The organism is Streptomyces sp. NPDC088706, from assembly GCF_044752765.1.
Taxonomy (GTDB): Bacteria; Actinomycetota; Actinomycetes; order Streptomycetales; family Streptomycetaceae; genus Streptomyces.
Genome location: NZ_JBIVLW010000008.1, coordinates 133,373 through 146,648 on the forward strand (window position 1 = coordinate 133,373; position 13,276 = coordinate 146,648).

Genomic DNA, 13,276 nt, shown 5'->3' on the forward strand with positions numbered 1-13,276 from the left:
CCTGCCCCGTATACCGGCCGATGCACTCCTCATCCTCACCGGATGCGGCTGGGTCCGCCTCCCGGCAGGGGGTGAAAGGGGGGCTGTTCACAGCGGTGGGGCGACCGAATGCCTGTCCAGCCGCACCGGCCACGGACGCGGGCGCTCCCGCCGGCTCCCCGCTCCCGGGCGCCCGTGCGGGGCCGCAGGCCGACGGGAGTCCGGCCGCCCCCATGCGAGGATGCTGCCGTGACCACTCAGCCCTCCCCGCCCGTGGCCGACGAACCGTCCCGCCCCCCGGGTCCGGGCCACCGCGCCGCGGCGGCCCTCGTGTTCGGATCGTCGGCCGCGGTCCTGGTGGTCGAGATCGTCGCCCTGCGGCTGCTGGCCCCCTACCTCGGCCTCACCCTCGAAACCAGCACCATGGTGATCGGCATCGCCCTCACCGCGATCGCGCTGGGCTCCTGGCTGGGCGGGCGCGTCGCCGACCAGGTCGATCCGCACCGGCTCATCGGCCCCGCGCTCGGGGCGTCGGGCGTGGTCGTCGCGCTCACCCCGCTCCTGCTCCGCACCACCGCGGAGTGGGCACCGCCGATGCTTCCGCTGGTCGCGGCGGGGACCCTCCTCGTGCCCGGCGCCCTGCTCTCCGCGGTGACCCCGTTCGTCACCAAGCTGCGGCTCACCAGCCTCGCCGAGACCGGGACGGTCGTGGGACGGCTCTCCGGGGTGGGCACATTCGGCGCCATCGTCGGCACGGTCCTCACCGGATTCGTCCTGGTCTCCCGGCTGCCGGTCAGTTCCATCCTGCTCGGCCTGGGAGCCCTGCTGGTGATCGGCTCCGTCCTGGTCGGATGGCGGGCGCGCCGCTGGAGCCGGGCCTCGGCCGTGGCGCTGGCCACCGTCGTCGCCGGCTCCCTGGCCACCGCGTTCGCCCCCGGCGGCTGCGACGCGGAGACCCGGTACCACTGCGCCCAGGTCGTCGCGGACCCCGAGCGGCCAGCCGGCCGCACCCTGGTCCTGGACGGCCTGCGCCACTCCTACGTCGACGTCGAGGACCCCACGTACCTCAAGTTCGGGTACGTACGCGCCCTCGCCTCCGTAGTCGACACCGCCTTTCCCACTGGTGCGCCGCTCGCCGCCCACCACATCGGAGGCGGCGGGCTGACCTTCCCCCGCTACCTCGCCACCACCCGCCCCGGGACCCGCAGCCTCGTCTCCGAGATCGACGGCGGAGTCGTCCGCATCGACCGCGAACAGCTCGGTCCGGGAACCTCCACCGCCATCGATGTGCGCGTGGAGGACGGCAGGCTCGGCCTGGAGCGGCTGGACGCCGACAGCCGGGACCTCGTCGTCGGCGACGCCTTCGGGGGCGTCGGCGTGCCCTGGCACCTCACCACGACGGAGGCACTGCGCGACGTACGCCGGGTGCTCGAGGACGAGGGCCTGTACGTCGCCAACCTCATCGACCACGGAAAGCTGGCCTTCGCCCGGGCCGAAGTCGCCACCCTCACCGAGGTCTTCGCGTACGTCGCCCTCATCGGTGCCCCCGCCGACCTCGGCCTCGACCCGGACGCCGCCCCCGAGGGCGGCAACCTGGTCGTGGTCGCCTCCGACCGGCCGGTCGACGCCCCCGCGATCCAGCAGGCCCTGGACGCCCGGGAGACCGGCTGGAGGATCACCACCGGGGACGCCCTCGCCGCCTGGACCGGCGCCGCCCGGCCGCTCACCGACGACTACGCGCCCGTCGACCAGCTGCTGCAGCCCAACCGCTCACGGACCACCGGGCGGTGACTTCCGCCGGCTGCCGGCTCACCCGTGCCAGGACCGCCACAGCGCCGCGTACGCGCCGTCCGCCGCCACCAGCTCGTCGTGGCTGCCCAGCTCGCTGATCCGGCCGTCCTCCACCACCGCGATGACGTCCGCGTCGTGCGCGGTGTGCAGCCGGTGCGCGATCGCCACCACCGTACGGCCCTCCAGCACCCGGGCCAGCGAACGCTCCAGATGGCGGGCGGCCCGCGGGTCGAGCAGCGAGGTCGCCTCGTCCAGGACCAGCGTGTGCGGGTCGGCCAGCACGAGACGGGCCAGCGCGATCTGCTGGGCCTGCGCCGGGGTCAGCGCGAACCCGCCCGAGCCGACCTCCGTGTCCAGCCCGTTCTCCAGCCCCTTCGCCCAGCCGTCCGCGTCGACCGCGGCCAGCGAGGCCCACAGGTCGGCGTCCTTCGCCCCGTCCCGGGCCAGCAGCAGGTTGTCCCGCAGCGAGCCGACGAAGACGTGGTGCTCCTGGTTGACCAGGGCCACATGCTCCCGGACCCGCTCCGCCGTCATCCGCGACAGCTCGGCCCCGCCGAGCGTCACCTCACCGGTGCGCGGGGCGTAGATACCGGCCAGCAGCCGCCCCAGCGTCGACTTGCCCGCGCCCGAGGGCCCGACCAGGGCGAGCCGGGTGCCCGGAGCCACGTCCAGCGACACCTGGTGCAGGACGTCGACGCCCTCCCGGTACCCGAAGCGCACCTCGTCCGCCCGCACGTCCCGGCCGTCCGGCCCGACCTCCGCGCTCCCGGCGTCCGGCTCGATCTCCCGTACGCCGACCAGCCGCGCCAAGGAAACCTGGGCGACCTGGAGTTCGTCGTACCAGCGCAGGATGAGGCCGATCGGGTCGACCATCATCTGGGCCAGCAGCGCGCCCGTGGTCAGCTGTCCGACCGTCAGCCGGCCCTCCAGCACGAACCAGCCGCCGAGCAGCAGGACCGCACCGAGGATCGTCACGTACGTCGCGTTGATGACCGGGAAGAGCACCGAACGCAGGAACAGCGTGTAACGCTCCCACGCCGTCCACTCGGTGATCCGCCGGTCCGACAGCGCCACCCGGCGGGCACCGAGGCGGTGCGCCTCCACGGTCCGCCCCGCGTCCACGGTCTCGGCGAGCATCGCGGCGACGGCCGCGTAACCTGCGGCCTCCGAGCGGTACGCCGAGGGCGCGCGCCGGAAGTACCAGCGGCAGCCGGCGATCAGCACCGGCAGGGCGATCAGCACGGCCAGCGCCAGCGGGGGAGCGGTCACGGTGAGCGCGCCGAGCAGCAGCCCGGCCCAGACGATGCCGATGGCCAGCTGCGGCACGGCCTCGCGCATGGCGTTGGCCAGCCGGTCGATGTCCGTGGTGATCCGGGAGAGCAGGTCGCCCGTCCCGGCCCGCTCCAGCACCCCGGGCGGCAGACCCACGGACCGTACGAGGAAGTCCTCCCGCAGGTCCGCGAGCATCTCCTCGCCCAGCATGGCCCCGCGCAGCCGCGTGGACCGGGTGAACACCGTCTGGACCACCAGCGCGAGGGCGAAGATGGCCGCCGTGCGCTCCAGATGGAGATCGGTGACCCCGTCGGACAGGTCCTCGACCAGCCCGCCCAGCAGATACGGCCCGACGATGGAGGCGATGACCGCCACCGCGTTGGCGGCGATCAGGAGGCCGAAGGCCTTGCGGTGACGCCGCAGCAGGTCCCGGACGTAACTCCGTACGGTCGTGGGGGTGCCCACGGGCAGGGTGGTGGCCGACTCCGGGGCGGCCGGGTCGTACGCCGGCGGTGCGACGCCGATCATGCCCTCTCCTCGATTTCCTGGGTGCTGTTGTTCATGGCGGGGACCGCGTCGATGCCCGGGAAACCGCTCGCCGCCACCTCGTCGTCGGTCTCGCGGGTGACGACGGACCGGTAGCGCGGTTCGGTGCGCAGCAGGTCGCGGTGGGTGCCCACGGCGACCACGCTGCCCTCGTGGACGAGGACGACCCGGTCGGCGACGTCCAGCAGCAGCGGGGACGAGGCGAACGCGATCGTCGTACGGCCCCGGCGCAGCCCCGCGACCCCGGCGGCGACGCGCGCCTCGGTGTGCGAGTCGACGGCGGAGGTCGGCTCGTCCAGCACCAGCGCCTCCGGGTCGGTGATCAGCGACCGGGCCAGCGCGAGGCGTTGGCGCTGACCGCCGGAGAGCGACCTGCCGCGCTCGGTGATTCGGGTCCGCATCGGGTCCCCGTCGTCGTCCGGCGAGGCCTGGGCCAGGGCGGCGAGCACATCGCCGCACTGCGCGGCCTCCAGCGCCTGCCCGGCGGTGACCAGGCCGGAGGACGGCACGTCCAACAGCTCCTGGAGCGTGCCGGAGAGCAGTACCGGGTCCTTGTCCTGGACCAGGACGGCGGTCCGGGCGGTGTCCAGCGGGAGTTCGTCCAGCGCGACGGCGCCGAGCAGGACGGAGGGGGCCTTCTTCACCTCGTCGGTGTCCTCGTCGCCGGTCTGGGCATGGCCGCCCAGCCGTTCGGCCAGCCGCCCCGCCTCGTCCGGGTCGCCGCAGACGACCGCGGTGAACTGACCCCCGTGGGCCATCAGCCCGGTGGCGGGGTCGTACAGGTCGCCCGACGGAACGCCCGCCTCGGTGGCCGTCCGGTCGCTGCGGCGCAGCGACAGCACCCGAACGGCGCGCTGCGCGGAGGGCCGGGAGAAGGAGTAGGCCATCGCGATCTCCTCGAAGTGGCGCAGCGGGAACAGCATCAGGGTGGCCGCGCTGTAGACCGTGACCAGCTGGCCCACGTCGATGCGGCCCTCCCGCGCCAGCGTCGCCCCGTACCAGACCAGGGAGATCAGCAGGATGCCCGGCAGCAGTACCTGCACCGCCGAGATCAGCGCCCACATCCTGGCGCTGCGCACCGCCGCCTTGCGGACCTCCTGGGAGGCACGGCGGTAGCGGCCGAGGAACAGCTCCTCGCCGCCGATGCCGCGCAGCACCCGCAGTCCGGCCACCGTGTCCGACGCCAGCTCGGTCGCCTTGCCCGCCTTCTCCCGCTGCTCGTCGGCGCGCCGGGTGGCGCGGGACAGCAGCGGCAGCACGGCGAGGGCCAGCACCGGCATGGCGACGGCCACCAGCACGCCGAGGGCCGGGAGGTAGATGACCAGCCCCACGCAGACCACGACGAGGGCGGTGGCGGCGGCCGCGAAGCGGGAGAGCGCCTCGACGAACCAGCCGATCTTCTCCACGTCACCCGTCGAGACGGCGACGACCTCACCGGCGGCGACCCGCCGGGTCAGGGCGGCGCCCAGCTCGGCGGTCTTGCGCGCCAGGAGCTGCTGCACCCGCGCGGCGGCGGTGATCCAGTTGGTCACGGCGGTCCGGTGGAGCATGGTGTCGCCCACCGCGATGAGGATGCCCAGGGCCGCGATCACACCGCCGGCGAGGGCCAGACGTGCGCCGGAGCGTTCGATGACGGCCTGGACGGCGACCCCCACGGTGACCGGGAGCCCGGCGATGCCCAGCTGGTGGAGCAGTCCCCAGCCCAGCGCCTTGAGCTGTCCGCCGAGCTGATGGCGGCCGAGCCAGTACAGGAAGCGGGGGCCCGACCGTACATCGGGGTCGCCGGGATCCGAATACGGAAGATCGCGAATCTGCATGACGTCCCAGGGCTCGGTGTGCGCGAAGTCTGTGCGGACCTCGGAGGTACGGGGTGACCAAACCGTGCAAGGTTCGCTTCCCGTCCCCCTCCGGGGCAACCGGTTTTCGCCGCCGTCCCGCCGCCCGCGGGGTCCCGTGCCGAGCCGCCCGGGACCCCGCCGCTCTCACGCGGCCGGCTTCTCCGAGTCCATGCCGGACCTGGCCTTCCGCCACGCGCCGCGGGTGAAGTCCGGGATGGGCAGCGGAGCGCCCTTGGCCTTGATGGAGAGGTGGCTGAGCGGCACCGGGGCCGTCCAGGTGGCCGCGTCGTACACGTCGAAGTCCGGGACGAGCCCGAGCCGCATGCACTGCATCAGCCGGAACACCATGATGTAGTCCATGCCGCCGTGGCCGCCCGGCGGATTGGCGTGCTCCTTCCAGAGCCAGTGGTCCCACTCGGCGTACTTCTTGAAGTCGTCCCACCGGTGGTCGGTGTTGGTGGGCTCCAGGTAGATCCGCTCCGGGTAGTCCTCGAAGACGCCCCGGGTCCCGCCGAGGCTGTTGATACGGGAGTACGGGTGCGGGCTCGACACATCGTGCTCCAGCCGGATCACCCGGCCCTTGGCGGTCTGCACGAGGCTGATCGTCCGGTCGGCGCCGATGTACGACTCCTTCCAGCTGGGGTCACCGGCCGGCATGTGCTCCTCGCGGTAGGCGGCGAGACCGAGGGCGGGGGTGCCGACGCTGGTGATGGAGACGGCGCGGTCGCCCCGGTTGACGTCCATGTAGTTGGCGACCGGGCCGAACCCGTGGTTGGGGTAGAGGTCGCCGCGCAGCCGGGTGTGCCAGAGCCGCCGCCAGGGACCCTCGTAGTAGTCCGGGTCGAACATCAGCTCACGCAGATCGTGGTTGTACGCCCCCGCCCCGTGCAGCAGGTCCCCGAAGAGACCCGCGTGCGCCATCCGGAGCACCCGCATCTCGTTCTTGCCGTAACAGCAGTTCTCCAGCTGCATGCAGTGCCGCCGGGTGCGCTCGGAGAGGTCGACGAGCTGCCAGAGCTCCTCCAGGCGCATCGCGATCGGACACTCCACGCCGACGTGCTTGCCGTTCAGCATCGCCGCCTTCGCCATCGGGAAGTGCAGCTCCCAGGGCGTGGCCACATGGACGAAGTCGATGTCCCCGCGTCGGCAGAGGTCGACGTAGTCGTCCTCGCCCTTGGCGTACACGGTGGGGGCGGGCTGCCCGGCCGCCGTCACCTTGGCGGCGGCCTTCTCCGCCTTGTCCCGGACCGGGTCGCAGACCGCCACGACCTGGACGCCGGGGACCGCCAAAAACAGGCCGATCATGCTGTCGCCCCGGTTGCCGAGGCCCACGATGCCGACCCGCACCGTCGAGCGCCGCTCGAAGGGGACGTCGGTCATCGTGCGGCCCTGCCGGGCGGGGGTGGCTGCCAGGGCTTCCGCGGCTTCCGGGGCGGTGCTCCCGGCGGCCGACGCGGTGCCCGAGGTCAGCGCGCCCAGGCCGAGCCCGGCGCCGGCCACGCCCGCCGTGGTCCACAGCACCGAACGGCGGCTGGGCTCCTGCCGGTCGGTGCCGTCGCCGGCATGCTGCGGGGGGAGGTCCTGCGGTGCCTGTCCGGGCCGGGCGTCGTCGTTCATCGAGCCTCCAGGTGGGGTGTGGGGGTTCTGACGGTGCGCGAGTGGGTCCGGTCCCGTACGGGCGTGCGCGGCCCGGGACCGGGCCTCGGTAAGGACCCTGGACGGTGAGGCTGATGGTGCGCAAGGGAGCCAATTGGACTCTCGTCCCCAAACCATGGACTTTTCTTCCGGGCGTGCGAAGGCCCCGACTGGTCGAACCAGTCGGGGCCGTCGACCTGCGCTGGGCCGGGGCTCTTGGAGGCCCAGCGCAGGGGCGGCCGGGTGGCGCGCTCCAGCGCGATCAGGGCCGAGCGGTAGGGATGTCCGGTGGCCCGCTCCATGCCGATCTCGCACATGCGGCTGGCCGACAGATAGGCGTCGTAGTGACGGGAGTTGACCTCGGCCGCCTCCCCGGCCGTCGCCGTGTCGGTCAACTCCTTGTGCAGCATGCCCCGGTCGCCCGCGAAGGCGCAGCACCCCGCGTCGTCCGGCACGGTCACCTTCTCCCGATGCCGACCGGGCAGGCGAGCTTGCAGGTCGAGTCCCTGGCGCAGGTGTCCACCGCGTCGTACCCGTAGGCGTCGAGGAGCCCGGCCGCCACCGGGGAGCCGTCCGCCTGGCGCGTCATCTCGCGGCGCAGCACGATTCGCTGGCGCGGAGTGGTCGTCAGGTCCTGGCTGGGACAGGTGGGTTCGCATAAGCCGCACTCGATGCACGGGTCGGCGACCGCCTCCACCTTCGGAATGGTCTTCAGGCCCCGCAGATTGCCGTGGGCGGCGTGACCGGCCACGGCGGCTTCAAAGCGTGGCGTGACCGCAGCTCCAGCAGCTCCACCAGCGCCTCGCAGGCCTCGGCCAGCCGGTCCGGCGGGACCGCGAAGTCCTTCGTGATCAGCGTCGTACCCGAGGGGCGGGAGCCGCCGACCGCCGTCACGAACGCCTTGCGCGCCTTCCAGTACCCGGCGATCGCCCCCGCGTCCCGGGTGAACGCGTTGGTGACGGAGGTCGCCGGGACCACCAGGTCGAGGCCCCGCACCACCTCGGCGGCGGCCGCCTCGAACGCCTCCTGGCCCGCCTCGTCCGGGGCGCGGAACTCGACCAGCAGCGCGGCCGTCCCCCGGGGCAGCGCCGCCCAGTCCGCCGGAACCCCCTGCACGCTGACCGAGGCACGCAGGGTGTTGCCGTCCATCAGCTCCACCGCGATGGCACCCGCTTCGTTGAAGCGGGGTACGGCGGCCGCGGTGGCGGTGAGGGAGGGGAAGAACAGCAGGGCGCTGGTGACCCGGCGGTCCAGCGGCAGGGTGTCGAGGACGACCTCGGAGATGAAGCCGAACGTGCCCTCGGAGCCGACCATGAGACCGCGCAGGATCTGAACGGGTGTCGCCCCGTCCAGAAAGGCGTCGAGTCGGTAGCCGTTGGCGTTCTTCATCGCGTACTTGGCACGGATGCGGGCCGTCAGCTCCTCGTCCGCCCCGATCTCCGCCTTGAGCGCCAGCAGCCCGGCGCACAGCTCCGGCTCCGCGCGGACCAGCTCCTCGTCGGCGGCCGGGTCGGCGGTGTCGACGACGGTGCCGCTCGGCAGGACGAAGGTGAGGGAGGCGAGCGTGCGGTAGGAGTTGCGGGTGGTGCCCGCCGTCATACCGGAAGCGTGGTCGGTACGGTCGGTCGGTGCTCCGCACCCGGCGTCAGCAGCGGCGCTCCGGCATCCCGTCGACCAGAGCGGAGAGCAGCCCGCCGAGCACCTCGCGCTGGCCGGCGGTCAACGGAGCCAGGATCTCCTCCGCGGCCGCCCGGCGCGCGTCGCGCAGGGAGCGCAGCGTGGCGCGTCCCTCGTCGGTCATCTCGACGCGCACCACGCGGCGGCTGTCCGGGTCGGGGGCGCGGCGGACCCGTCCGCTCGCCTCCAAGGCGTCGACCAGCGTCGTCACGGCGCGCGGGACGACGTCCAGGCGCTGGGCGAGGTCCGCCATCCGAGGGGCCGCGTCATACGTCGCAACCGTCCGCAGCAGTCGGAACTGGGCCGGGGTGATCCCGATCGGCTCCAGCTGGCGGCTCTGGATGCGGTGCAGCCGGCGCGTCAGCCGCAGCAGCTGCTCGGCGAGCATGCCGTCGGAGTCGCGGTCGCGGTCACCGTCGCGGGCCGAGGAGCCGGGAGCGACCGGGGAGGCATCAGCGGGATATACAGCATCCGCGGCGCCGGCATCGGGGGAATCGGGGGCATCCATACGGGAACAATATCAGGACGCCGTTCATTGTGAGTATAGGTAACAATGAGCTATGCTCTGAACGCCGGATGCGTCCGGCCGTTCCGCACGCCCCACGAAGGAGCCCATGAAACCCGACGCAGTCACATGGACACCCCCACCCGACGCGACCGCCGACCGGCCGCCCGGCGAGGTGCGCCGCATCCTCCGCCTCTTCCGCCCCTACCGTGGCCGGCTCGCCGTGGTCGGCCTGCTGGTCGGCGCCTCCTCCCTGGTGTCGGTCGCCTCCCCGTTCCTGCTGCGCGAGATCCTGGACACCGCGATCCCCCAGGGGCGCACGGGGCTGCTGACGCTGCTCGCGCTCGGCATGATCCTCACCGCCGTGATGAACAGCGTCTTCGGCGTCCTGCAGACCCTGATCTCGACGACCGTCGGCCAGCGCGTCATGCACGACCTGCGCACCGCCGTGTACACGCAACTCCAGCGGATGCCGCTCGCCTTCTTCACCCGCACCCGCACGGGCGAGGTCCAGTCCCGCATCGCCAACGACATCGGCGGCATGCAGGCGACGGTCACCTCCACCGCGACCTCGCTCGTCTCCAACCTCACCGCCGTCATCGCCACCGTCGTCGCCATGCTCGCGCTCGACTGGCGCCTCACCGTCGTCTCGCTGCTCCTGCTGCCGGTGTTCGTGGCGATCAGCCGCCGCGTCGGCCGGGAGCGCAAGAGGATCACCACTCAGCGCCAGAAGCAGATGGCCGCCATGGCCGCCACGGTGACCGAGTCCCTCTCGGTCAGCGGCATCCTCCTCGGCCGCACGATGGGCCGCTCCGACTCCCTGACCCAGGGGTTCACCGAGGAGTCCGAGCGCCTGGTCGACCTGGAGGTGCGCTCCAACATGGCCGGCCGCTGGCGGATGTCCACCATCGGCATCGTCATGGCCGCCATGCCCGCCGTCATCTACTGGGTAGCCGGTCTCACCTTCCGGCCCGGCGGTACCGCCGTCTCCATCGGCACGCTCGTCGCCTTCGTCACCCTCCAGCAGGGGCTGTTCCGCCCGGCGGTGAGCCTGCTCTCCACCGGCGTGCAGATGCAGACCTCCCTCGCCCTCTTCCAGCGGATCTTCGAATACCTCGACCTCACGGTGGACATCACCGAGCCGGAGAAGCCCGTCCGGCTGGAGAGGATCCGCGGCGAGATCGCCTTCGAGAACGTCGACTTCGGCTACGACGACAGGAGCGGCCCCACCCTCAGCTCCATCGACGTGACCGTTCCCGCGGGCCACAGCCTGGCGGTCGTCGGCCCCACCGGCTCCGGCAAGTCCACGCTCAGCCATCTCGGGCCCCGCCTCTACGACGTCACCGGCGGCCGGGTCACGATCGACGGGATCGACGTCCGCGACCTGGACTTCGACACGCTGGCCAGAGCGGTCGGCGTGGTCTCCCAGGAGACCTATCTCTTCCACGCCTCCGTCGGCGACAACCTCCGCTTCGCCAAGCCGCAGGCCACCGACGAGGAGATCGAGGCGGCGGCCCGCGCCGCGCAGATCCACGACCACATCGCCTCCCTCCCCGATGGCTACGACACCCTCGTCGGCGAGCGCGGCCACCGCTTCTCCGGCGGCGAGAAGCAGCGCCTCGCCATCGCCCGCACCATCCTGCGCGACCCGCCGGTCCTGATCCTCGACGAGGCGACCAGCGCGCTCGACACCCGTACGGAGCACGCCGTGCAGGAAGCGATCGACGCGCTCTCCGCGGGCCGCACCACCCTCACCATCGCGCACCGCCTCTCCACCGTCCGCGACGCGGACCAGATCGTCGTCCTGGACGGAGGCCGCATAGCCGAGCGCGGTACGCACGAGGAGCTGATCGAACGGGACGGGCGGTACGCGGCCCTGATCCGCCGCGACTCCCACCAGGCCCCGGTCCCGACCCCCTGACCGCTCACCACACGACCGGCCCCCCACGCAGCGGCGCTCGCTCGTGTGTTCTGGTCGCACGCTACGTCGTTCGTGTCGCGGCAGCCGACGCCGCAGCCGGGCTACCGGCCCGTGGAAGGAGAGGGGGTTACCGTGCCCGCATGGTGAACGAGTCCCCGGACGCCCGTCCCCGTCGCAGACTCCGCCCGACCCGTCGCGGAAAGATCGTCCTGGTCGTCGCCGCGCTGCTCGTGGTGTCGGCCGCCGTGCTGATCCCGCTCGCCCTGCTCGGGACGGGCGACAAGCAGGAGCGCCCGCAGAGCACCTTGGTGATCCCGGAGGGCTGGCGCGCCTCACAGGTGTACGCGGCCGTCGACCGGGCGCTCGGCCTGAAGCCCGGCAGCACGCGGAGGACCGCATCGACCGTGGATCTGGCCCTGCCCGACCAGGCCGGGGGAAACCCCGAGGGGTACCTCTTCCCGGCCACCTATCCGCTCGACTCCTCGACCGAACCCGCAGCCCTGCTGCGCTACATGGCGGACACCGCCCGCAAGCGGTTCGGCGCGGACCACATCACCGCCGGAGCGCAGCGCCACAACGTCACCGTCTACGAGACGGCCACCATCGCCAGCATCGTCCAGGCCGAGGCCGACACCGCCTCCGACATGGGCAAGGTCGCCCGAGTCGTCTACAACCGGCTGCTCAAGGACATGCCCTTGCAGATGGACTCCACCATCAACTACGCCCTGAAGCGCTCCACCCTGGACACCACGACCGTCGACACGCAGCTGGACAGTCCGTACAACAGCTACGTACGCAAGGGCCTGCCGCCGACACCCATCGGCAACCCGGGGGAGGAGGCCCTGCGCGCCGCCATCAGCCCCACGCCCGGCCCCTGGCTGTACTTCGTCACCGTCGCGCCCGGGGACACCCGGTTCACCGACAGCTACGACGAGCAGCTCAAGAACGTCGAGGAGTTCAACCGCAACCGTCGCTCGGCCACCACCGGCTGACGGGAGCAGCCGTCACACGGCCGCCCCGGCCTGCCGCGTACGGTCCTGGTCGCCGGAGTTCTCCAGCAGCCGCACCACCGAACGCACGGCCGTGCGCCCCGCCCGATTGGCGCCGATCGTGCTGGCGGACGGCCCGTACCCGACGAGATGGACGCGTCCGTCACGTACGGCTCGGGTGTTCTCCACCCGGATGCCGCCGCCCGGCTCGCGCAGCTTCAGCGGTGCCAGATGGTCCACCGCGGGCCGGAAGCCGGTCGCCCAGAGGATCACGTCCGCGTCGACCGTCCGGCCGTCGTCCCAGGCCACCCCGGTCGGCGTGATCCGGTCGAACATCGGCAGCCGGTCGAGCACCCCCTGCTCCCGGGCGCGCCGCACGGCCTCGGTGACCGGCAGTCCGGTCACGCTCACCACACTCTGCGGCGGCAGCCCGTCGCGGACCCGCTCCTCCACCATCGCCACGGCCGCCCGCCCCCACTCCTCGGTGAACGGCCCGTCGCGGAAGACCGGCTCGCGCCGGGTCACCCAGAACGTCTCGGCGGCGTACTCCGCGATCTCCATCAGGTGCTGCGTACCGGAGGCGCCACCCCCGACCACGATGACGCGCCGCCCCGCGAACTCCTCGGGCCCCGGGTAGTTCGCCGTGTGCAGCTGGCGCCCCCGAAACGTCTCCTGACCCGGGTAGCGCGGCCAGAACGGCCGGTCCCAGGTGCCGGTCGCGTTGATCAGCGCCCGCGGGGCGTACACACCCTCGGACGTCTCCACGAGCAGCCGCCCGCCGCTCCCCTCGCGTACCGCGCTGACCTCGACGGGCCGGTGCACGCGCAGCCCGAAGCGCTCCTCGTAGGCGGTGAAGTAGGCGCCGATCACCTCGGACGAGGGGCGGTCGGGGTCCGCACCGGTCAGCTCCATGCCCGGCAGCGCGTACATCCCGTGGACCTTGCCGTACGTCAGCGAGGGCCAGCGGAACTGCCAGGCGCCGCCGGGCCGGGGCGCGTGGTCCAGCACCACGAAGTCGCGGTCCGGTTCCAGGCCGACGCGGCGCAGGTGGTGGGCGGCGGACAGCCCCGCCTGCCCGGCGCCTATCACGACCACGTCCAGCTCGTGCACCCCAGTACTGTTC

At 72.7% G+C, this 13,276-nt stretch carries 8 protein-coding genes and 1 pseudogene; 3 read left to right on the top strand and 6 right to left on the bottom strand.

Features of this window, described 5'->3' with window-relative positions; all coding sequences use genetic code 11:
- Positions 1 to 228: 228 nt before the first annotated feature.
- Complete coding sequence (locus ACIQAK_RS20295; RefSeq protein ID WP_401848557.1) at positions 229 to 1,770, top strand: fused MFS/spermidine synthase; 1,542 nt, start codon at positions 229 to 231, stop codon at positions 1,768 to 1,770.
- An 18-nt stretch (positions 1,771 to 1,788) separates the two neighbouring features.
- On the opposite strand, the gene ACIQAK_RS20300 is transcribed toward ACIQAK_RS20295, so the two are convergent.
- The 5 genes and pseudogenes from ACIQAK_RS20300 to ACIQAK_RS20320 form a co-directional block, all read right to left on the bottom strand.
- The gene (locus ACIQAK_RS20300) at positions 1,789 to 3,570 is read right to left on the bottom strand and encodes an ABC transporter ATP-binding protein (RefSeq protein WP_366390240.1); all 1,782 of its coding nucleotides are present in this window, start codon (positions 3,568 to 3,570) and stop codon (positions 1,789 to 1,791) included.
- The gene (locus ACIQAK_RS20305; protein ID WP_366390239.1) at positions 3,567 to 5,405 is read right to left on the bottom strand and encodes an ABC transporter ATP-binding protein; all 1,839 of its coding nucleotides are present in this window, start codon (positions 5,403 to 5,405) and stop codon (positions 3,567 to 3,569) included. The genes ACIQAK_RS20300 and ACIQAK_RS20305 overlap by 4 nt, the downstream gene beginning before the upstream one ends.
- 165 nt (positions 5,406 to 5,570) lie before the next feature.
- Positions 5,571 to 7,043, bottom strand: a complete 1,473-nt coding sequence (locus ACIQAK_RS20310) for a Gfo/Idh/MocA family oxidoreductase (protein ID WP_366390238.1) — start codon at positions 7,041 to 7,043, stop codon at positions 5,571 to 5,573.
- A gap of 248 nt (positions 7,044 to 7,291) precedes the next feature.
- A pseudogene (locus tag ACIQAK_RS20315) lies at positions 7,292 to 8,675 on the bottom strand (FAD-linked oxidase C-terminal domain-containing protein); the annotation flags it as partial.
- Between the two features lie 31 nt (positions 8,676 to 8,706).
- Positions 8,707 to 9,246, bottom strand: coding sequence for a MarR family winged helix-turn-helix transcriptional regulator (locus ACIQAK_RS20320; protein WP_401848561.1), 540 nt, complete (start codon positions 9,244 to 9,246; stop codon positions 8,707 to 8,709).
- Between the two features lie 106 nt (positions 9,247 to 9,352).
- On the opposite strand from ACIQAK_RS20320, the gene ACIQAK_RS20325 reads away from it, so the two are divergent.
- Positions 9,353 to 11,164, top strand: coding sequence for an ABC transporter ATP-binding protein (locus ACIQAK_RS20325; RefSeq protein ID WP_366390237.1), 1,812 nt, complete (start codon positions 9,353 to 9,355; stop codon positions 11,162 to 11,164).
- Positions 11,165 to 11,304: 140 nt separating this feature from the next.
- Positions 11,305 to 12,156 (top strand): endolytic transglycosylase MltG, encoded by an 852-nt coding sequence (gene mltG / locus ACIQAK_RS20330; RefSeq protein WP_366390236.1) that lies wholly within the window; start codon positions 11,305 to 11,307, stop codon positions 12,154 to 12,156.
- Positions 12,157 to 12,168: 12 nt separating this feature from the next.
- Here mltG and ACIQAK_RS20335 read toward each other — a convergent pair whose 3' ends face one another.
- Entirely contained in the window at positions 12,169 to 13,263 is a 1,095-nt protein-coding gene (locus ACIQAK_RS20335) for an NAD(P)-binding domain-containing protein (RefSeq protein ID WP_401848612.1), read from the bottom strand.
- Positions 13,264 to 13,276: the final 13 nt, after the last annotated feature.

Excerpts from the sequence above, each read along its gene's own strand:
- ACIQAK_RS20310 (WP_366390238.1), bottom strand. The coding sequence starts at position 7,043 with ATGAACGACGACGCCCGGCCCGGACAGGCACCGCAGGACCTCCCCCCG.
- mltG (WP_366390236.1), top strand. The coding sequence starts at position 11,305 with ATGGTGAACGAGTCCCCGGACGCCCGTCCCCGTCGCAGACTCCGCCCG.
- ACIQAK_RS20325 (WP_366390237.1), top strand. The coding sequence starts at position 9,353 with ATGAAACCCGACGCAGTCACATGGACACCCCCACCCGACGCGACCGCC.
- ACIQAK_RS20300 (WP_366390240.1), bottom strand. The coding sequence starts at position 3,570 with ATGATCGGCGTCGCACCGCCGGCGTACGACCCGGCCGCCCCGGAGTCG.
- ACIQAK_RS20305 (WP_366390239.1), bottom strand. The coding sequence starts at position 5,405 with ATGCAGATTCGCGATCTTCCGTATTCGGATCCCGGCGACCCCGATGTA.
- ACIQAK_RS20320 (WP_401848561.1), bottom strand. The coding sequence starts at position 9,246 with ATGGATGCCCCCGATTCCCCCGATGCCGGCGCCGCGGATGCTGTATAT.